Origin of the sequence: Micromonospora sp. SL4-19 (genome assembly GCF_047921475.1) — a bacterium.
In the GTDB taxonomy this organism is placed as follows: Bacteria; Actinomycetota; Actinomycetes; order Mycobacteriales; family Micromonosporaceae; genus Micromonospora.
Genome location: NZ_JBLROB010000018.1, coordinates 31602 through 52455 on the forward strand (window position 1 = coordinate 31602; position 20854 = coordinate 52455).

The 20854-nt window shown below is 68.5% G+C and carries 11 protein-coding genes; 5 read left to right on the top strand and 6 right to left on the bottom strand.

The window, feature by feature from the left end:
• Positions 1-181 precede the first annotated feature (181 nt).
• Positions 182-376, bottom strand: coding sequence for a DUF397 domain-containing protein (locus tag ACNAVT_RS20825; protein ID WP_416298661.1), 195 nt, complete (start codon positions 374-376; stop codon positions 182-184).
• Positions 369-1250: a helix-turn-helix domain-containing protein gene (locus tag ACNAVT_RS20830; RefSeq protein WP_416298662.1), complete on the bottom strand. Its 882-nt coding sequence runs from the start codon at positions 1248-1250 to the stop codon at positions 369-371. The genes ACNAVT_RS20825 and ACNAVT_RS20830 overlap by 8 nt, the downstream gene beginning before the upstream one ends.
• 428 nt (positions 1251-1678) lie before the next feature.
• On the opposite strand from ACNAVT_RS20830, the gene ACNAVT_RS20835 reads away from it, so the two are divergent.
• Positions 1679-1879: a helix-turn-helix transcriptional regulator gene (locus ACNAVT_RS20835; RefSeq protein WP_416298664.1), complete on the top strand. Its 201-nt coding sequence runs from the start codon at positions 1679-1681 to the stop codon at positions 1877-1879.
• 323 nt (positions 1880-2202) lie between these two features.
• Here the strand turns inward: ACNAVT_RS20835 and ACNAVT_RS20840 are convergent, their stop codons facing one another.
• The 4 genes from ACNAVT_RS20840 to ACNAVT_RS20855 form a co-directional block, all read right to left on the bottom strand.
• Positions 2203-6336 carry an Eco57I restriction-modification methylase domain-containing protein gene (locus ACNAVT_RS20840; protein ID WP_416298666.1) on the bottom strand — a complete coding sequence of 1378 codons (4134 nt, stop codon included), beginning with the start codon at positions 6334-6336 and terminating at the stop codon, positions 2203-2205.
• Entirely contained in the window at positions 6336-9272 is a 2937-nt protein-coding gene (locus ACNAVT_RS20845) for a DEAD/DEAH box helicase (RefSeq protein WP_416298668.1), read from the bottom strand. The genes ACNAVT_RS20840 and ACNAVT_RS20845 overlap by 1 nt, the downstream gene beginning before the upstream one ends.
• A 45-nt stretch (positions 9273-9317) precedes the next feature.
• Complete coding sequence (locus ACNAVT_RS20850) at positions 9318-15578, bottom strand: protein kinase domain-containing protein (protein ID WP_416298669.1); 6261 nt, start codon at positions 15576-15578, stop codon at positions 9318-9320.
• A 223-nt stretch (positions 15579-15801) separates the two neighbouring features.
• Positions 15802-17721: an N-6 DNA methylase gene (locus ACNAVT_RS20855; RefSeq protein WP_416298671.1), complete on the bottom strand. Its 1920-nt coding sequence runs from the start codon at positions 17719-17721 to the stop codon at positions 15802-15804.
• A gap of 99 nt (positions 17722-17820) precedes the next feature.
• Between ACNAVT_RS20855 and ACNAVT_RS20860 the strand changes: the two genes are divergently transcribed.
• The 4 genes from ACNAVT_RS20860 to ACNAVT_RS20875 all read left to right on the top strand — a co-directional run bounded on the left by ACNAVT_RS20860 (position 17821) and on the right by ACNAVT_RS20875 (position 20766).
• Positions 17821-18351 carry a DUF4352 domain-containing protein gene (locus tag ACNAVT_RS20860; RefSeq protein WP_416298672.1) on the top strand — a complete coding sequence of 177 codons (531 nt, stop codon included), beginning with the start codon at positions 17821-17823 and terminating at the stop codon, positions 18349-18351.
• Positions 18352-18435: 84 nt separating this feature from the next.
• Positions 18436-19182, top strand: a complete 747-nt coding sequence (locus tag ACNAVT_RS20865) for a hypothetical protein (protein WP_416298674.1) — start codon at positions 18436-18438, stop codon at positions 19180-19182.
• 35 nt (positions 19183-19217) lie between these two features.
• Positions 19218-20036, top strand: coding sequence for a ribonuclease HI (locus tag ACNAVT_RS20870; protein WP_416298676.1), 819 nt, complete (start codon positions 19218-19220; stop codon positions 20034-20036).
• Between the two features lie 208 nt (positions 20037-20244).
• Entirely contained in the window at positions 20245-20766 is a 522-nt protein-coding gene (locus tag ACNAVT_RS20875; protein WP_416298677.1) for a hypothetical protein, read from the top strand.
• Positions 20767-20854: the final 88 nt, after the last annotated feature.

Consider the following 20854-nt stretch of genomic DNA (forward strand, 5'->3'; position numbering starts at 1 on the left):
TTTGGACCTGCCCTAAGCCGGCAAGACAACCAGATCAACGACGGGCGAAGCAACCTCCGCCGGCCCGAAAGCCCCTCAATCGAACCGATCTTTCGTCGGCCTTCCGACAGATTGCGGCCAGCCGATGCAGCGGGGGTCGGCCCGCAGGGAACCGCGCCGGCTCCCGTCTTGGATCGCAGCCCTACCGCACCTGCCGCAGCGCACCGATAAAGCCGGCCCAGGAATCGGGGGTGAACACGAGGGCCGGCCCGCTGCGGTCCTTGCTGTCGCGTACGGCGACGACGCCGGGCAGGTTGTCGGCGACCTCGACGCAGTTGCCGCCGTTGTCGCCGCTGCGGGTGCTCTTGCGCCAGTGAGCGCCGGTCAGATCAGCCATGGTGGACCTCCTCAGAAATCTTGATGATCAGCTGTCGGGACTGCCCCTCATCTAGGGCCAGCGAGTCGAGGCTCGCCCAGATCCGCTCGTAGGCGGCCAACTCTTCCTTCCGGTCGAGGTAGAGCGCGCCGGTCAACGACTCGCTGTAGACGACCGACGGCTCGGGTTCGACGCGACTGCCGAGCGGAAAGTCGAGCATCACGAAGGATCCGGCGACCGCGCCGAAGTGCAGGCCGGCGGCCAGCGGCACGACCCGGATAGAGACGTGGGGCAGCCGGCCGATCTCCGCCAGGTGCCGGAGCTGTTCGGCCATCGCCGCTGGGCCACCGACGACGCGCAGCAGCGCCGCCTCGGAGAGCATGACGTCGAGACGGGGCGGAGGAGGCAGCCGTCGCCGGAGGAGCGCCTGCCGTCGCAGCCGCACCTCGACCAGGCGCTCCCACTCGTCGTCGGCCATGCGTGACCGGTGCCGGTAGACGCCGGACGCATAGCCAGGGGTTTGCAGCAGTCCGGGAATCAGGGTGTCGTCGTGCTCCCGTAGCCGGCCGGCGGCGGACTCCAGGCCGACGTACAGCTCGAACCAGTCGGGGATGGTGTCGCCGTACGCATGCCACCAGCCCTTCGCCTTCGTTTCGCGGGCCAGGCCGGTCAGCGCGGTGGTCAGCTCGGGGGTCGCGCCGTACAGCTCGCACATGGCCCGCACGTCGAGGCCGCGCACCGCGCCGAGACCCGTCTCGATCCGCCACATCTTCTGGCGGCTGCACTGCAACGCGTCCGCCGCGCCGTCCAACGTCATCCGCGCCTGGGTCCGCAACTCCCGCAGCGCCCGCCCGAGCTGCCGCCGAGGCACCGTCGACCCCATGTCCTCAACCATCCGATCCCCGCCCCTCGGCCGGGCCACTCCCCCGACGCTGCCCGGCGGTCCACTCGCCGGACGCCCGCGGGTCGTAGCGGTCCGCGCGCCAGTTCCACGTCGGAGCCGCCCGCCCCCGCTCGGGCCGCTCGTAGACGACCGCGCCGTCGCACCGCGACGTCAGCCGCCCATCGGGTACGCCGTCAGGTCCGCCCGGCCGATGGTCGCGCCCCTGCACGTTGCCATCCGGTACCCCCTGCCCGGCCAGGTCAACTGCGACGTGCCCCGGCCGCAAGAACCCCTTCCACCGCCTGCCCATGTCCCTCCCATCCCGTGGTGGCTTCCGCCTCTTGAGTGAACAGGTGCACAGCCTATACGGCTCTAAGCGTATGAGCAGAGCATCTGCGCAGAGTACAGGTGTTCAGTTCGCATGCTCCTAGCGTCGACGCATGGGGAAGCTTCGGCTCGTGGCAAGCCAGGAGGTACAGGAGATGCTCGGCGTCTCCCGTACGCGGGCCTACCAGATCACCAACTCGAAATCCTTCCCTGACCCGGTGGCCGTTCTGTCAGTCGGGCGAATCTGGCGAGCCGAGGACGTGGAGCGGTGGATCAGAGAGCACAGGCCGGATCTCCAGGACGCGGAAGAGTAGGCACATCGGCTGCAGGATCGACCGATGGCTGTAATGAACCCCGGATCGCACCTTCGAGCCGCTGTGGCGGAGGATCCGGGGGGAGGCCCAGGCCAAGGTTGATGCTGGCATCTTGAAGCTCGGCGACAAACTGCCCGCGACCAAGGAACTGGCCGAGCAGTACGCTCGGGGGTCATCGTCGGGAAGGCGATCGACCTCATCATCGAGGCAGGCGTCCTGGAGGGGCGACAAGGCGTCGGCGTCTTCGTCGCTGACACCTCAGGCCGAGATCTATAAGCGCAAAACCGCCCCAGGAGGTTACCCTGGGGCGGACCGCGAAGTGGTTATCCCGCTGTCGTTGCGGCCGAGGTCGCTGCGTGTCGAGGACCGCACCCCGGCGGCGGTGTGAGCGTCGACGTGTAGTTCTCGCCGTCCACCAATGGATTAGTCAGGCTCACGCCCGCGACGGCCATACGGTCAAACTCGGCAAGGATCAGCTCCTTGGTGCGGTACGTGCCGAACTTTGCGATGTCGTTGTGCTTCAGGCCGCCGTTGTCGGTCTGGAAAGTCTCCATGATGTAGTCCACGTCATCCCGCGAGCGCCCATACAGATAGAAGAAGTAGGCGTCCAATTCGGCCCGGATTCGGGCACGCCGGCCCTCGTCCCAGCAGAAGGGGGGGTTTGCGTCGCCGAGGTCCCGTGCGAGCGGGGCCATGTCATAGGTCGTATAGATGAGTTCCGAGACGCGGGGCACAATGAAGGCGATGTGCGGCTCCAGCATCGCGGGTGTAGGTACAGGAAGCTGCTTCCAGATCCGGCGTCCCATGTGCGCCCCGCTAGCCTTCTGTCGAGCTACATAGTCGAAAACCAGTGAGGACTGTACGGCAACAAGAGCGCTCGTAAGCCTTGGAGCTGTCGATGGCAGCATTAGAGGAAACGTCTCGACGGTTGCCGAGAGGGGGACGAAGGCTGGTATAGCCGTGCGCTCGTCGGTCGTGCGGGCAATGTCTCGCCAACCACACAACCAGTCGTGACGCCACCCTTCTTCTTGCAGCCTGAGGGACACGCCTGGAACTTTAACCTGCTTGTTCTTCCGATTCGTCTGGACGAAGCCACCTTCTTTAATCCAGCGTCGAGGATCTGTTACGCCGCGGGCATCGGCTTTGATGCTCGGTGGCACAGCCTCGTAGTCATTGTCTCCTAGACCGTAATATCGATTCCATCGATGGTCGAAAAGGTGCGACATCTTACCTTCGTAAACAGCGAGCATCCGCTCATCCCCCCGCACGAAGGCATTACCTTCCCGCTTCCAACCCTCCGACTCCAAGTTGTCACTGACTCGGAAAAGGTCCGAGTCGTCAGTGCTATTAAAGAGGTTCTTGAAGCTAAGCCCCCACGGGTTTCCGCCATTAATGGTCTCGTCTAAGAGAACCGGGATGCGCCGGTAGACCGCACTCGTGAGGTCGGCATCACGGCGACTCCGGAAGATTGGCAAATTACCCGTGTTTGGACTAATGAGCGCGATCTCTTCGGGAGTCAGGACGAACACGTTCTCGGCATCATCGATGTCGACGGCATCTTCAAGGAAGAACGCAAAACTTGCCTCGGCTTCACGCAGACCTCGACCTACGACTGAAAGCAGACAGAACTTGTAACTGGAATGCACACCGACGAACAGTGGCTTGCGGTTCTCAAAGTCGTATAGGGAGGCGATGGCGCCCCGCTGAGTGAGACTGCCAAACAGGTGCTGAGCTCCAGCACCGGTCGCGATGGACGTCGGGATAATGCACCCTACACGCCCCTGATGCGCCACGATAGACAAGAACCGTTCAGCAAAGAGGTGGTCCACGAACAGCGAGTTAACCCCCTTTGCACTCAAGCCCTTTTCACACAGAGGGAATACTCTCGATTTGCTGGCGAAGTGGAAGGTGCCCTTCACTTTACGGCGCTCCGCCCGATAGCGCTCACCTGCCTCCGGATACTCTTTGACCCACGCGCTGATCCGATCCCGCCGAGCCGTCCCGGATATCGCGGCGATGGCGGGATCCACCACGCTGAAGTACTTCTTATCCTCGAAGTCGACCTTGTCCCAAGGTGGATTACCGAGGACACAGGAGAAGCCACCGGCCCAGCCGGTAAGCGGATCGGCATCGGCTGCGGCTTCGTCCCTCGGTACGACGAAGATCCGAGGGAACTCCAGGTGCCAGTGAAAGAACCGATACTGCTCGCGCAGCCGCACCACCTCATGGTGCGTCTCTAACGGCAACTTCCCACCGGCTTGGTCGCGGAGGTTGCGGAAGATCTCGTGAGTGATTGCTGGGGGTGCGTCCTTGGCCTTGCGCCACATGAACGCCGCGCACCAAGCATCCGCCACCAACTTGGCCTGGACGTAGTCCGAGGCGGCTGCCCAGTCCCGGTAGGCGGCCTCCTGCTGGTGAACATCCCGGAGAGTGCCTACTGGTGCCTCAGTGATGCGACTCAGGCTGGCTGCGAACACGGTGTTGGTCAGTTCTACGCCGGCAGCGAGTTCGAACAGCGCAGGGTGTTCCGCCCGCTCCTGCTCGTTGCGCTTCTCCAGAGCGCGGGCGAACGCCGGGTCATCGCCCTCCACGGGCTTGAACGCCTTGGTCGGGATGCCGTCCCGGATCAGTGCCGGTGCCGCTCCGACAAGACCATTTCCATGCTTGATCTGCGCGTCAAGGAAGCCGAGCGGCCGGCCCGGCTCAAGCGCCTCAAGCCACAGCGACACCTTCGCCAACTCTACGGCCATGGGGTTGAGATCGACGCCATACACGCAGCGGCCAACCACCTCATGCAGCGCATGACGGACGGCGTCCGCCGTCGGTTCCGGGTTGCGCTCTCGAACGGCGGCGATTCGCTTGGCGATTCGGCGAGCGGCTGCGACCAGGAAATGGCCCGACCCACATGCCGGGTCGCAGACTGTCACGGACAGCATCTCGTCCACGATGGTCTGAGTGCCGTCCGGCTGGCTGGCAGCAGACGCCTTAAGTTCACCACGCTTCTGCGCGTCGTCTAGGACCGGATCGAGTGTGGAATCGAGAAGCGTCTCGATCAGGGCAGCCGGCGTGTAGTAGGAACCCGTCTTCTTGCGATCGTTGCCGGCGCGGTCGACCAGCTCGAAGGAACTGTCAGTGGCCCGATGCTTGGGCACAGACTCCAGCAGCGATTCGTAGATCGAGCCGAGTTCCTCCGCGCCCATGTTGCGGTAGTCGACAGGGCGCCAACGACTGGACTGAACGTCCCAGACCCGGCAGAGGTGCCGCACGGCTTCGAGGAGGTCGGCGTTGGCCAGCACACCGCCACGCAGAGGAGTATCGGCGGCACTGTCGTCGAAAAGGCCGCCGAGGCCCGGTAGACCCAGCTCTGGTCGCCCGTCCTCACTGCCCAGCGCGTCGAGGACTATCCGCAGCGCCTGGTAGAGGTCCCCGTGCGTGGTGCCTCGGCGCCGTAGAGCATGGCGGCGTAGCCGCACGGACGAGAAGTACTTCACGTACCGCTCGCGGGTTGCGTCAGATGTCTCCGGGGCGTGAAGAGCGTCGCGGTCCTCTGCCACGAAGAGAAAGATCAGCCGGTAGACGAGGCGCAACAGGGCGGCGTGGAAAGCGTTCACGTCCAGATTTCGCCGCAGGTCACCGTTGGCAGGGTGCTTGAGGAAGCCGGTGCCGAGGACGGTGATGGCGTTCTTGACGGCGTCCCGGTGGTACTCCAGGGCCCGTACGCCTGTAGAGATCGCCTCGGTGCGCCACTTCTCCAGCCAGCACGTTGACGCCGCGGCGCCCTCGGCGACCTCGAAGCGGGAGACGTGCAGCAGCCGATACAGCAGCACGAACTCACTGAACAGCTCGCCGTCGAAGATCGCCTCCAGGTCGAACTCGACGTACGCGGCGGTGGCGAGTGCGCTGGAGTCGCGCAGCAGTCGCAGCTGCCGGCCATTGGTGAGAACACCCCACAGGTGGGCCTCGGACCGATTCAACAGTTCCTGCACCAGCGACTGTGGCGGCACGCTGCCCGCGCCGGCCGGCCGCTTGTCCAGCGCCGCGTTCCACGGCGCCAGGTGGATCGGCACGTGGTTCCAGCGGTGGCTAATCGCGAACGACTTGGCACCGTCGTCCGACGTAATGCCGGCGGCACCGATCGCGTTAAGCCGGCCGAAACCCAGCTCCGCGAAGAGGGGCTCCAGCCACTGGGTGACCGCCATGCCCGTCGGGTCAGCGGGAGTCTCGGCCTCCGGGGCGACGGGCAGCTGGTCGCGCAGTTCCTTCCAGACCGACTTGAGGTAGTCCCAGTGCCGCTCGGCCTCGTCGCGGACCGACCGGGAGCCGATCACCCGGTAGTCGGCGGGCTTGGATCCGCTGACGTCCTTGCCCTCGGCGATCCCGACCAGCATGTCGGCGGGGATCAGCCCACCGATCGTGTGAACGGCGGAGAAGACCTGGTTGCGGGCGGTGGCGGACATCAGGCGTTGCCTCCGGCGGCGACGGGGGTGGAAGCGGGCAGGTAGACGTACGCGCCGAGGACGTCGGCGGGCTTCTGCACGGTGACGGTGAGGCCACGGACGATCTCGCCGGCGGCACTGCGCACCCGGCGATGCGAGGCGAGCAGGTCGGCGGCCAGCTCCTCGCCGTACGCCTCGAGGTGGTCGGTGACGTCGGGCAGGCCGTCGAGGATCCGATCCATCGTGCGCTCGCCGAAGCCGGGGTCGGTGTTCTCGTCGGCGGCCGCGTCGAGCAGCAGCAGCGCGTCCCCGGTGGGCAGCCATGTGGCGTTCGCGGGCGCGCCGGCGAAGGCGAGCAGCCGGGCGTCCTCGGCCACGAGCTGCCGTACCCCGGTCCGGGACGGCAAGGTGAGGTGGAAGCGGTAGCGGACCAGCAGCAGCGTGGTGCGGCCGGTGACGGCCCGGGTGCGGATGACGCCGCAGCGGCGGGCCGGGCGCGGGCCGCTGACCTGGTCGTCCAAGGCGGCGTTCAGGACGTACCCGGCGAGCGCCACCACCGCCTGGTCGGTGCGGACCAGGGCGGCCTCGCCGCGCGCGACGGCCGCGGTGGCCCGGAACGGGACCGGGCGGCCCGACCCGACGGCGTCTCCGCCGAGCACGGGGAGGAGGGCGTCGCGGAGCCCGGCCGGGGTGCCGCTGACGTCGGCGGTGAAGTCACCGGATCCGCCCGGCTCGTCGCGCAGCACGCCGTCGAGCGCGCGGAGCGACTGGCGTACGAAGTCGCGGATCTCGGCGGCGCGGCCGAGCGTGTCGCGGATCGCGCCGACTTCCTGAGCTACCTCGTCCGGTCGGATGGCGTGCTGGGCGAATCGGGACCGGGAGGTCTTCTCCTTCTCGGCGGCGGATTGCCACTCGGTGGCCAGCGCGGCGGCCTTCTTGTCGATCGCGCGGTACTCCTCGACGTCGAAGAGGCTGCCCTGCTCCTGCTCCTGGCCACGCAGCAGCAGCCACTCCACGATCGCGTCGGTCACGCCCTGGGAGGCAGCGTCGGGGACGGAGACGGAGATGCCAAGGTCCTTGCGGATCTGCCGGTGCTTCTTGATGAGGACGTCGAGGACCTTGCCGTCGATGCCGTTGTCGCTGCCGTAGAGGGTGATGACCCGCACGACGTCGCGCTTCTGGCCGTACCGGTCGACCCGGCCTTCCCGCTGGTCGTGGCGGGTGGGGTTCCAGGCGAGGTCGTAGTGGACGACGGCGTCGAAGTGGTGCTGGAGGTTGACGCCCTCGGAGAGGCAGTCGGTCGCGATCAGGACACGGCGGGCATCCGGGGCGTCGCCGGCTGCTTCGGCGAGTTCCTCGATGCGTTGCAGGCGCTGCTGCGGGGAGAGGGTGCCGGTGACGGCGCGTACCACGGTCTTCTTGCCGAGTGCGCCTTCCAGGTGTTCGGCGACGTACTCGGCGGTGGGGATGTAGCGGCAGAAGACGATCGGGTGGTAGCCCTCCTTGAGCAGATCCTTGAGGTGCTTGACCAGCGCCGCCAGCTTCTTGTCCTCGGCCGGTCCTTCCAGCTCGGCGGCACGGTCGGCCAGTTCGGCGAGCCGCGCGCCCGCGTCGACCTCCACACCGCCGGTCTCTGCGCCGGGGGCGACATCCAGCCCTTCGAGTGCGTCCGCGTCGGAGAAGTCGCTGCTCAGCGGGGCGCCGAGCCGGTCGGCCTCCTCGGCGGTCACGGCCGTCGCAGTCGCCGACCGGGTCCGAAGGGTCTGCGCGGCGGCGCGCGGCGAGGAGACCAGCGAGCGCAGCAGCGCGATCGCGGACCACCAGGCGATGCGGGCCTCCCGTCGGCCCTGGCTGTCGGCGGCGGTCACCCGCTCGCTGGCGTATGCGATGGCGTCGTCGAGCAGCGCCCGGTAGGCCGGGGAGAGCTTGTAGGTCTCGTCCTTGAAGTGCCGGTCGGACGGGAACGCCGTCTCCTCGGCGAGGCTGTCGTCGTCCACGCCGTCGCTCTTGGTGAGGTACTGGCGCACGTCGGCGCGCTTGCGGTGCACGAAGTGCTGGGCGAGCATCCGCCGGCCGGGCTCCGAGCCGAGGTCGACGGTGGCGAGTTCCGGCCTGACCAGGCCGAGCAGGTTACGGAATGCGCTCTCCTTGCCGCTGTGCGGGGTGGCCGTCACCAGCAGCAGGTGCCGCTCGGGGTCGGCGGCGACCCGTTGCAGCAGCTCGAAGCGGAGCTGGTTCTGGGCGGAGGTGTTGTCGTCGGCGGCCACACAGGTGTGCGCCTCGTCGACGATGACCAGGTCCGGGCAGTGGCGGACGAAGTCGTCGCGGTGCCGGGTGGACTTGATGAAGTCCATGGACACGATGACGTGCGGGTGCTTGTCGAAAAGCGACTGGCCCAAGTCCAGCCCGCGCTCCAGCTTCGAGACGGTGGAGGCCAGCACCAGCTCGGCGTCGATGCCGAACTTGGTGCGCAGCTCCGCCTGCCACTGCTCGGCCAGGGCCGGCGAGCAGAGCACGGCGAGCTTGCTCGCACTCCCCTGGGCCAGCAGCTCGCTGGCGATCAGGCCGGCCTCGACGGTCTTGCCGATGCCGACGTCGTCGGAGATCAACATGCGGACGGTTCGCTGCCGCAGCGCCATCAGCAGCGGCACGAGCTGGTAGGCGCGGGGCTCGACGGCGATCCCGGCGAGCGAGCGGAACGGGCCGGCACCGGAGCGGAATCCGATCCGCAGCGCGGAACGGAGCAGGCTCGCCGCGTACGCGTCGCCGAGGTCGGACGGCGTGGGCGGGGCGAACTCGGCGCTCTTCACCGGCTCGAAATCGGGGAAGACGGCGGCGATGTCGTCGTCGGCGCCGCCCAGCGGTCGCAGGACCAGCATGTCGGGGGCGCTCTCGGGCAGCACGACCCAGTCGCGGCCCCGGGCGGAGACCAGCGTTCCGGCGCTGAAGGTGGTCATGAGGGTTTCCCTGCGTCGTTGTCGTGGTGGCGTGGGATTGGGTGGTCAGGCGTTGGTGCCGGTGCCGAAGTAGCGCTTGTTCTTGGTGACGATGGCGGACCAGTCGGCGTCATGCGGGAAACGGACGACGTCCCAGCCCATGTCGAACAGGCGCTCCTCCGCCTCGCGGTCGCGATCGGCGACCGACTCGTGCTCGTGGACCGGTCCGTCGACGAACACGGCGACGTTCGCCCCCGGCAGGCGGTAGACGTAGTCCGGGCGGGCCAGCGCCTCGGTGACCAAGGTCTGTGCCTCGTCGGGCAGCCGCAGGCCGCGCTCCTTCAACCAGGCGATCAGCTTCCCCTCCAGCTTGGTGTCCGACTGCGCGGTGAGGCGGGTCAGCTGCTCCGTGCGGGACTCACCCTCCCCGGTCGTCCGTGCCGCGGCATGGGCGAAGCGCAGCAGCAGGTCGCGGACCAGGTGCCGGTTGATGGAGTGGTGGTTGAGCTGGTTGCCGTAGGTCAGCAGGCATTCGTAGCAGCCCCAGGCGCACGGGCGGTCCTTGTGCGGCCCTCCCTGGTCGGTGCCGTCCGAGTCGAAGTGGCAGATGTCCAGGGCCGTGGCGGCGGCGCGGGCCAGCGCCTCCGGGTCCGACTGCATGAGCCGGAGTACGCCGGCGCCGCCCTCGGCCGCCTCGGTGAAGAGCATCCGGTCGCGCGGTCCGTCGTCCGGCGGGAGCAGCTCGGTGGTGAGTTCCGAGTCCTCCAGCTCGAAGGCGGCCTCGATGCCGCGTTCGAGCGCGTACATCAGGGTGAGCGCGATGTCGTGCTCCAGCGGCTCGTCGAGCTTGAGCACGAGGATGTTCCGGCGGTCCTCGACGTATGGGATGACGCGCTTCTTGCGGCGCTTCTCGTTGCCGTCGGCGTCGACCACCGGCATTTCGCTGGAGTCGCCGGACGCCTCGCTGGCGTCGCGTTCGTTCATCCACCGCCCGTCGGCGGGGTCGAGCCAGAAGCCGTCGGGCTCGTCCTGCTTGGCGCGGACCCGGCCAATGTTGGTGATGCGGACGGTCGCCGAGTCGCCGTAGGAGAGGGTCGCGAGCCGGTCCTCTCCGTCGGAGACGACCGCGTCCTGCCGGCCCGGCCGGGCGCCGTGGTCCTGGAAGCGGTACGACGTCACCAGCCGGAAGCCCGCCCGGCGCCGCTCCTCCTCGTCTGAGGAGATCCGTTCCCGGCGCTTCGTGTAGACGGTGTGCAGGTGCAGCAGGCCGTACGTGGTGTCGCCCAGCGGTTCCTTGCACATCTCGCAGCGCACGGCGCCGCCGCGGGTGTCGTGGTGGTACCCGCAACTGGTGCAACGCCGCGCCTCGCTCGTCACCACCTCGCCGGCCGCGTCGGGCGGCAACTGGATCCGGGTGACCTGGTAGCGGGCACCCTCGTGGTAGATGAGCGCGCCCGGGCCGAACTCCCGGATGGCGAGGAAGCGGGGACGCTGCAGGTAGTCCCCGTCGCCCGACCTACGACCGGTCGTTGGCACGTACGCGGCCAGCGGCAGACGCGGGAACGAGTACCCGGGCAGAAAACCCTCGCTGGCCAGGTAGCGGTACGGGTTGAAGTCCGACAGCACCGATCTGCTCTCGACGGTTTCGTTCTTGAGCAGGTTGAGCTGCGTCTCGGCTTCCTTCCGGCGGCCGACAGCGATGCGCCGGTCGCGCTCGGAGAGGGTGTGGTCGAGGACGCGGCGATTCTGCTCGGCCTGGTCGACGAGCGCCGCGCGGAACAGGTCCCGCCAGCGGTCGAACGCACGGTTGAACCGCTCCGGTGTGGTCCGGACGGTGTCCTCGATCCAGTTGTCGTCCCACCAGGCCGACTTCTCGAAGTCGGGCAGCAGCCCGGCGAACACCGTCCGGGCCGCGGTCACAGCCCGGCCATGCGCGTACGTGTCCTGAAGCGCCGCAGCAACGTGATCCTGCAACTCCAGGGCCGGGTCGGGGCGGCGGCTGTCCTCCAGGTAGCTGATGTCGATGATCTCGGGGATCGCCCGGCCCAGCTTCAGGCCCGCCTCGGCCAGCCATACGGCGTGCACGTGCGAGCGCACCAGGTCCTCGTTGGCCAGGTCCAGTCGCGGCGGCGCCACCGCACCGGCGACCATCCGATCGGAGCGCCGGAAGTAGTACTGGTCGTGGCTGTTGCCGGTGGCGCAGTAGGTGGTGACCAGCGCTGGCTGCCCCGACCGTCCGGCTCGACCGCTTCGCTGGGCGTAGTTCGCCGGGGTCGGCGGGACGTTGCGCATCATGACGGCGTTGAGTTCGGAGATGTCGACGCCGAGTTCCATGGTCGGCGAGCAGTAGAGCAGCTTCAGCTCCGCCTTGCGGAAGGCGTCCTCCCGCCGCTCCCGCTCGACGGGGTCGACCTGTGCCGTGTGTTCGCGGGCCGTCAGGCCGGCGAGCGTGCCGGCCGCAGTCCGGTACAGCTCCCGGAAGAAGGTGTTGACCCGGGGACCGTCGCCGCTGGCGTATGTCCGCGTCAGCGGGTCGTGGCTGCCGGTCTGACCCGATCCCGCACGCCAGATGAGCGCGGCGGCGGAGACCTGGTAGCCGGTTATAGGCGTGCCGGCCGAACGCCGGTAGCGACCCGCCCGTTCCGGCGCCTGGACGACCTCGGTGACCTGGCCGCCCCGCTTGAGCACCTCCAGCAGGTCGGCGATCACCTCCTGGGCATCGTTCCACGACAGATCGGGGAAGTGCACCCTGCGCAGGTACTTTCCGACTTTCCCCCGCCCGGAGAGGAACAGGTTGGACCGGTCGAGGCCCCGCCCGGAAGGCTGGGGGTAGGCCGCTCCGACCTTGGGCTTGTCGCTGGCGGAGAGCACCCAGGGGTCGATGAGCCGTTCCTCGCTGGCCCGCTGGAGCGAGTCGAAGTCGTCGCGGAAGTACTGCACGTCGATCGCCAGGCCCCGGCGCATCTCGTCCAGCAGCACCCGCATGATCTTGACCCGCTCGTCGGGCTCCGCCTCGCGGAGCTTCTCGTGAGTGTTGGACCAGCGGTCTTGCTTCTCGGCGAGCCAGGCCAGGTCCTGGTAGTCGATCTTCAGGAGGCCGGTCTGCTCCAGGTTCGGCATGGTGATGCGCCAGCCGCGTTCCAGGTCGAGATACAGCCGGAACGCGACGACGTCCCGGAGGGTCTTCGCCGCCAGGCTGGCCAGCGACGGTGGAAGGTCGGCTTCCCGCGCGTAGTCGCCGAGGCTCAATCCGAGCGTAGCGGTGACCTGCGTGGCGAGGTCCTCGTGGGTGATGCCCTTGTCGCCCGCTTCGACCACCGCCCGGTAGAGGGCGCCGCGAAGCTGCGTGACCTGGACGAAGTCGTTGAAGTGGCCGGCCTGGAGCGAGGCGTCCTGCCGGTTGTCCACGAAGGTGAGCAGCTTGCGCGCCTTCTTGCTCAGCGCCTCTGGCGGTGCCTGCATGAGCGACCGGACGATGGACGCCGACACCAGCGAGGTGGCCGACGAGCGGCCCTCCTGGTCGAGTGTCGCGAGCTTGGCGAAGTCCTTCCCCCGGGTCTGCTCGTAGCTCACCCCGCAGTGCAGGCAGAAGAGGAACGGCGATGGGATGAACGCGGCCCTGAGGTCGCCGTGGCCTTCCCAACCCTGCGGGTTGACCGTGATCGCCTGGGGCAGACGCTCCCGGTGAGAGCTACGGACCACCTCCCGGCCGCCGGCGTCGACCTCCAGCCAGGAGTCAGGGATTCGGCGGGTCCCGATGGCCTCCTCCTCAGTAGCGGGCCAGGGGCGTTCCGAATCGATGTAGAGGTAGCCGTCGCCTGCGCGCCCACCCGTGGCAGCAGTGTCCCGGCGCGGGGCATAGACGACCTTGCCGTCCTTGTCGGACCGCCACACCGTCAGGTACTCCTGGCCGCACTCGCGACAGAAGGCCAGCGGCAGGAGAATCTTGCCGTCCGAGCCGGGCAGAACGAGTTGGTACTCACGGGTGAGGTGCCGGGTGAGTTCGTCCTCGAGGGTGACATACACCGTGTCGCCCTTGGAGAGGAACTGGTGCAGGCGGAAGGCGAACAACGGACGCTCGGTAACGGGGTGCCGCGCTTCGGACCCAGCCTTGAGCGTGTTCCGGATGGCGCTCGTGCAGTCAGCGACGGTCAGGCCGGTCTCCCGGGCCAGCTCCAGCGCGGCGTCCTCGATCTTGGCCGGCTTCTGCCGCACCAGGTGCCCGCTGACGGGATCGGTGGCGAGCCCGAAGCGGGCCTCGATCCAGCGCGCCAGCGGATCGTTCACAAGGTCGGCGTAAGCCCGAGGAGCGCCCGGGGCCTTCAGCCTGTCGATCGGCAGCGTGTCCGGTGCTTCCCCGGTCGCCCGGATCAAGGTCTCCCCGATCACGTTCTGGCTGCTGACCGGGTTACCGAACAAAGTGGTGGCGACACGGGCCACCGCTTCCCGCTGGTCGTGAAGGGTTCCCTCGGTCGACATCGTGGCGGAGGTGCCGATGCACTGCAGCTCAGCCGCCTGGCAGGCTTCGCGCACCCGGCGGATGAGCAGGGCCACATCGGCACCCTGGCGGCCACGGTAGGTGTGCAGTTCGTCGAAGACGAGGAACTCCAGCCCCCGAGCCATCTTGATCAGCGATCGGCGATCGTCCGGCCGGGTCAGCATCAGCTCGAGCATCACGTAGTTGGTGAGCAGGATGTCCGGCGGGTTGTCGCGGATCTCCTTACGCCGCTCGTCGCTCTCCTGCCCGGTGTACCGGGCGTACGTCACGGGCTCGCGGCCCGGCCCGTACCCGTCGCAGAGGTACTTGTCGAGTTCCTTGAGCTGGCTGTTGGCCAGCGCGTTCATCGGATAGACGATGATCGCGCGGACGCGCTTCGGGGCCTTCGGGCCCTCCTGCTCGCGCGCCTTGAGCACCTTGTCGACGATCGGAACGATGTAGGACAGCGACTTGCCAGAGCCGGTGCCGGTGGTGAGGACGTAGGACTCGCCCGATTGGGCCTTCTCGATCGCCTCGCGCTGGTGCCGGTGCAGCGTCAGGGGTCGGCCGTCGCAGGTCTTGCCGCCCTCTGTCTTCCCGGCCTGGAAGATGCGCGCGCACTCCGGATGCAGCACACCCTCGTTGACAAGCTCCAGCATGGTGCCGCCGGAGGCGAAGAACGGGTTGAGCGACAGCCACGGGTCGGGCCACTGCGACTTCGCATCGAGGTCATCCTCAACAAAGTCCGCGATTCGGTCATTACGGATCGTCGTACCGCCCTCGGTGAAGGCGCGGTAGTCGCTGATGAGCTGCCGGTGCACCTCGAAGACGTCCATGCCCGGTGCCGGGCTGGAGAGAGGTGCTGAAGCCGGACCTGCTGGCCGAGTGGCCGCAGCGCCGACTGTGTAGGCGGCACGGAAGTGGCCGACCGGGTTGAAGTCGTCCCAGCCAGGAACCTTGTCCTCCCCCTGCACCAGCGGCAACAACACCTCACGGACCGCCACCGCATCGTCCGGTCGCTCGGTGGGGTCCTTGGCGAGCAGACGTTCGATGAGTCGTTCGAGACCCCGCGGAACGTCCGAGCGCAGCACCCGCACCGGGGGCGGTGGCTCCTCCAGGTGCTTCTGTCCCACCTCGTGCGCCGAGCCGCTGTGGAAGGGCGGCACACCGGTCAGCAACTCGAACAGGACACAGCCCAGGGCGTACAGGTCGGCAGCCTGCGTGACGGACGAGGCCCGGAACTGTTCGGGGGCCATGTAGCGGGCGGTCCCCACCGTGACACCGGTGCTGGTCAGCCTCTCCGCTTCGTCGGCGTCGATGATCCGACCCATGCCGAAGTCCAGGACCTTGACGACTCCACCACGCAACAGCATCACGTTGGACGGCTTGAGGTCGCGGTGGATGACACCGGCGGTGTGTGCTGCGGTGAGGGCGTCGGCGATCTGGGCGCCGATCGCGGCGACCCACGAGATCGGCAGTTGCGGCTGCTCGGAGATCAGGTCGCGCAGCGTCTCGCCGTCGAGGAACTCCATGGCGATGTACGGAAGGCCGGACGAATCGACGCCGCCTGCGATCGAACGCGGCAGGTTCGCGTGGGTGAGGCGGCGCATGATGCGGGCCTCACGCTCGAATCTCTGGACCGCTTTGCTGTCGGCGGTCGAGTCGATGACCGCGCCGGACCGGCTCCGGAGGATCAGCTTGACCGCGACGACGCGATCCGACGAGTCCTCCTGCGCCTGCAGGTCCTCCGCCTGGTGGACCTCCCCCATGTTGCCCCTGCCGAGTGCGTTCAGCAGACGGAATCGGTTCGCCACCAGTTCCAGGTCCACGGCCACCCTTACATCCCCCATCAGCCGTTATCCGTACTTCACCGTCACTTGGACACAGTTCAGATCAGAAGCGACTTTGCCGCCGAAGAGATCATCGTTTTCCTTTCGATTGCCTTAAGTCAAGCAGCGTGACCGTGCCTTGTAGTCCGCCGTCTGGCCAAGATGATCAACCGGGAGTGTTAGCGGGGCGTTGCTGACGGGCAGGTCGTGCTCGGCGACGGCTGGGAATTCTGGAGATCTGACGTCATTTCGACGCCCCGTCGGGGCGGACCGCGCCGCGGGCCAAGCCGTCGGCGGTGAGCTGCACCAACTCCGCGCCCAACGACGCCGCCTGCCGGATCGCCGCTTCGAACGCCTCCAGCCGCCGGAACGCCTCCCCGTGCACCCGCTGCTCATCCAGCGACAGCCGCCGCACCTGCGCCCGCCGGATATCGAAGCGCAGCGTCCCGGACAGGCTGGACGCCTGCTTCTCGTTCGCCGACGTCCGCAACTGCCCGGCGAGGAACCATGAGTCCAAGGCGGCAGGGTTGGGACGTAACAGGTAGAGGTTCCGCCCCAGCAGCGCCCCCTCGGCGGTCACGACCCGCGCGGTGAGCTGCCGCGCGGTCATCGGCACCACGACATCCCCGACCGCGAGCCGGACGTCCTGCCCGAGCCGGGCGTCGTCCCGACTCGTGGGGCCCTCACCGCTGAGCACGTCCTCCACGTTCAGCACCGGTAGCCCAAACGCTGGCGGCTCCCCGCCTTCAGGGGACGCGGCACGGATCGGGCCCATCAACTGCACTGCACCGGCCCGGGCGAGCTCGCCAACCGAGAGAAACTCGCCCTCCGGTCCGTCGGCTGCGGGGGTGACCTGCGGCATCAGCGCCGGCAGGTCGCCGACGATGGCGGCAAGACGCTCCCGGGTGCGTACTAGGTGTTCCTCGGTGGCCTTGTCCGTGATGCCGGGTTGGCGGCGGGCAGGGGTGAGGTCCACCTCCTCGTCAAGTAACTCGATCACCGGAACCGCGTGGGCGAAGCCCGCCTCTTCGATCTCCGTGTCAGGTGCGGCGTTGAAGGCCCGCCACAGGGCCAGCACGCGGGACGCATTGGTGACCAGATCCTTGCCCGCCGCGTCGACCAGCAGCGCCCGCGCCAGTGGCGGCGCGTCGGCCGCAGCCCGCCGAAGCACCCACAGGTGCAGCGGTACGCCGTGCGGCGCGGCGACCCCCGACGGCAGCGCGATGACAGCGCGCAGATGCCCTCTACGCAGCAACTCCCCGCGGATTCGCTTGCCGGCGCGCCGGCTGGCCACAGTGGGCGGCATCAGCAGCACGGCGTGCCCGCCGACCGGCAGGTGGGCCAGGGCATGCTGCACCCAGGCCAGCTCGGGTTCGGTACGCGGAGTGGTGCCGACAATCCAGCGGGAATCATGGGCAAGTTCCTCGTCGCCCCAGTTCGTGACGCCGAACGGCGGGTGGCAGACCACCGCGTCGAAGGTGCGGCCTGCGAACGCGTCGGCGCGCAGCGAGTCGCCGGTGCGGATCTCCGCAGGCACATCACGCAGGGCCAGCCACAGTCCGGCGAGCTGGGCCAGGTCCTCGTCGATCTCCTGTCCGTACACCGAGGTGCAGCCTGCGCGGACGGCGGCCCGCAGAATGGCGCCGGAGCCGGTGGCAGGGTCGAGGACGGTGCCGCCACCGACGCCAGCGAGCCCGACCATCAGGTCGGCCAGGTTGTCGGGAGTGGCAAACGGGCGGCCGGGCCCCGGTGCGGAGAACCGCTGCCACAGCTCATCGAAGGCGCCCAGCGGACCAAGTTCCTCGGCGAGAGCGTCAACGTCGGGCAGCAGCGACTTCAGGTACGAATCCGCTGGTCGGCGGGGACGTTGCCCGCGTTGCCGCGCCAGCAGCGAGGCCCCGATGGCGGCAAGGCCGGCGGCTGGGGATTCGCTGGCCGCGGCGAGGTGCCGCCACAACCGGTCGGCGGTAGCCAGCTGGGGGAGCTTGCCCTGGGTGCGTAGCCACTGCTCGACCTGGGTCAGGTCGAACTCTGGGCTGGCCGCCGTGCCGCCCACCGGGGCGGGGAAGTCGGCGTGCCGCTTGCGCCAGTTGCTGACTGCGGCACGACCGACCCCGGCGAGCCGGGCGATCTCCGCCGCCGTGATGGTCGGTGTCTCCTGCACCTCCGTAGTGTGTCACACCTGTCAAGCATCATGTCTGTTGACAGCGTTCACGGATGATGCTCTTATTGACGCCGCCACGTTCACAGCAGGAGGAAAACGATGCGCAAGACCACGACCCTCGCCCTGATCGCCACCGGCCTCGTCGCGCTGGGCTGCGGCGCCGGCAGCACCGACGAGGGCACCGACACCAAGGCCGACGCCGGCGGCGCCAAGGGCGACGACAAGCCGAAGACGGCGAAGATCGGCCAGCCGGCCCGGGACGGGAAGTTCGAGTTCACGGTGAAGTCGTCGAAGTGCGGCGTCGCGAAGGTCGGGACCTCGATGCTCGGCGACAAGGCCCAGGGTCAGTTCTGCCTGATCACCATCAACGTCAAGAACATCGGCAAGGAGCCGCAGACCCTCGACGGCAGCAGCCAGAAGGCCTACACCGCCGATGGCACCGAGTACTCGTCCGACACCGAGGCGGGCCTCTACGCCAACAAGGAGCAGAGCACCTTCTTCGAGGAGATCAACCCGGGCAACCAGGTGACCGGTGTGTTCGTGTTCGACATCCCGAAGGACGTGAAGCTCGCCAAGCTCGAGCTCCACGACTCGATGTTCTCCGGCGGCGTGACCGTCTCCCTCACCTGATCCACCGCTCGGCCCGGGGCGGGCACCATCGCCCGCCCCGCTCCTTTCCTGTGCCCGTCACCCCTGCTCACCGAGGAGATCGCCATGACCGATCAGACCAGCCCGACGTCGCCTGGCCAGCCGGCCGACCAGTCCGGAGTACCGCCTTACATGCCCGATCCGGCGGCCGCTGCCGATCCCACGCCCGCCAGCCCGCCTCAGGGCACCACCCTCGCCGGTCCGCCCAGCCTGGCCAGGCGCTCCACCGTGATCCCCTGGGCGGTCGGTGGCATCGCGCTCGTCATCGCCCTCAGCATCGGCGGCGCCGTCATCGCTACAACGGGCGATGGCGCGAAGCCCACCGCCGGCAGCGCCATGACGTCCGCCAGCCCGAGCACCGTCGCGCCAACCACCGTGACGCCGACCAGCGCCGCCCCCACGACGGCGGCTCCCACCAGCGCCGCTCCGTCGCCGACGACGACCACGCCGCCACTCAAGCCGAAGCCGCCGTCGTACAAGACGCTGAGCGCCCGGCAGTGGAAGCTCATCGCCAAGAATCCCGACGCTCACCTCGGCGAGCACTACGTCGTGTACGGCCGGGTGACCCAGTTCGACGCGGCGACCGGGACCGAGACGTTCCGCGCCGACGTGGCCGACCGACGGATGCCGGACAAGTACGACTACGAGACCAACACCATGCTCTCCGGCTCTGAGTCGGGCCTGGCGAACCTCGTTGAGGACGACATCTTCCGCGCCAAGGTCACGGTCCTCGGCTCGTACAGCTACGACACCCAGATCGGCGGCTCGACGACGGTGCCGCTGCTCCAGGTCGATTCGATCAAGGTGCTCTGACTCCATCCCCCACCCGCGAGACGTCAGGAGGCGTCGTGCGTCCCGATGAGTTCCTCCGCGCCCTGCAGCTGCTCCCCGCTCCGCTGCACGCCCGTGCCGTTCCGCTCCGCCACTACGCCCGCCGCACCACCTGTGACGAGTGCCAGCGGATCGGCGACGCGTTAGCCCTCGCGCTCACCGCCGTCCACAACGACGAGCTCGCCTCGGCCGAGCATCTCCTCCACACCGCCGAGCGATTCGCCGCCGCCCACGGCACGGCCTGCCGGCCGCAGCCGGACGAACAGCGAGGCTGCGGCCGGGTGAACCGCTGGGCGGCGGCGTCCGCGCCGGTCGTCGCCGCAACCGACGCGAGCTGGAAGGGGCGCGCCGGCGGCATCGCGTACGTGGTCAGCGACGGCCACTACGGCCTGCGCGGCCGGGGCACCGGTCGGCTCGACCCGACCGGGCCGTCCCGGGTGCTGATCAGCGAGCTGCGGGCGGTCGACTTCCTGCTGTCGGCGTACGAGGAGGTGCCGGCGGGGATGACGGTGCTGCTGGACAGCGTCGTCGCGCTGCGCTGGCTGTGCCGCTGGCAGGCCGGCGAGGTGGCCGCGATGCCGGCCGGCTACAGCCTGCGGCCGCGCCGGTGGGCCGACCAGCCGACACTGGTCCGGCTCGCCGAGCAGGTGAGCCGGCGGCCCGATCTGTGCTTCCAGCACGTCAAGGGGCACAGCGGGCACGCCCTCAACGAGGCCGCCGACGGCCTTTCCCACATGGCCCGGCGCCGGCTCGACGAGGCCTTCGACGTGCGCCCGCGAGCGAACGCCCTCGTCGACGCGTTCCTGCGGGACTGGCACGCCAGCCTCGCCCGCTAGCTGGCGCTCGGCTGCCCAGTGCCGTCGCCTGCTTCGCCGCCGGCATCAGCTCCACAGCGACTCTGGCGACGCCCCTCGCGACCACGCACCCGCCCGTCGCTTCACGGCGGGCAGGTGGTCGGCAGTCCGCTTCCGGCGGATCCCACCATCCACCAGCAGCGGATCGACGAGCTGTCGATCCGTAGACCGCACGCGCCTGGAGACGACGATGACGTTCATTCGCCCCGACTCCGACCACGCCCGTTGGGCCGGTCCCGGCCTGCTTGGGTGCCGGCCTGCTGGTCTGATTCTCGCCGCCGCGCTCGCGGCAGTTGGCCTCACCGAGTGCAGCGACGACGGCACGACGGCAGCTGCCCCGTCGACGCCGTCGGCCAGCCCGTCGACCTCGCCGCCTTCCCCGACTCCGAGCCTGACGCCGCCGGCCGACCAGGACGGCGACGGCATCCCCGACAGCAGCGACACCTACCCGTACGACCCGAAGAACATCCCCCAGCAGGAGCCCTTCGTCATCACCTGCTACCTCACCGACGACTTCGACGAGAACAGTCCGTTCACCATCCTCACCGGCAACGACGGCCGCCCCGACTTCACCGAGGTCTGGGCCGCGAAGCCCGTGTCCTGCTCCGCCGATCAGGAGATCCACCCGGTCAGCCCGGTCGAAGAGGCTGTCCGGGCGCACGACCTGGTCGAGGCGTTCCTGCGCGACTGGCACGTTGCACTGGCGGCTTGAGCACCGATCCACAGATAGAGGCAGTTACCCGACGTTGCCGCATCGCCACCGCAGCCAGCACAGGCCGAGTCGCGGCGGCGGCACCACA

Bases quoted from the DNA above. Each gene is read 5' to 3' on its own strand.
- ACNAVT_RS20835 (WP_416298664.1), top strand. From the start codon at position 1,679: ATGGGGAAGCTTCGGCTCGTGGCAAGCCAGGAGGTACAGGAGATGCTC.
- ACNAVT_RS20865 (WP_416298674.1), top strand. From the start codon at position 18,436: ATGACCGATCAGACCAGCCCGACGTCGCCTGGCCAGCCGGCCGACCAG.
- ACNAVT_RS20830 (WP_416298662.1), bottom strand. From the start codon at position 1,250: ATGGTTGAGGACATGGGGTCGACGGTGCCTCGGCGGCAGCTCGGGCGG.
- ACNAVT_RS20825 (WP_416298661.1), bottom strand. From the start codon at position 376: ATGGCTGATCTGACCGGCGCTCACTGGCGCAAGAGCACCCGCAGCGGC.
- ACNAVT_RS20860 (WP_416298672.1), top strand. From the start codon at position 17,821: ATGCGCAAGACCACGACCCTCGCCCTGATCGCCACCGGCCTCGTCGCG.
- ACNAVT_RS20840 (WP_416298666.1), bottom strand. From the start codon at position 6,336: ATGTCCGCCACCGCCCGCAACCAGGTCTTCTCCGCCGTTCACACGATC.
- ACNAVT_RS20850 (WP_416298669.1), bottom strand. From the start codon at position 15,578: ATGGGGGATGTAAGGGTGGCCGTGGACCTGGAACTGGTGGCGAACCGA.
- ACNAVT_RS20845 (WP_416298668.1), bottom strand. From the start codon at position 9,272: ATGACCACCTTCAGCGCCGGAACGCTGGTCTCCGCCCGGGGCCGCGAC.
- ACNAVT_RS20875 (WP_416298677.1), top strand. From the start codon at position 20,245: ATGACGTTCATTCGCCCCGACTCCGACCACGCCCGTTGGGCCGGTCCC.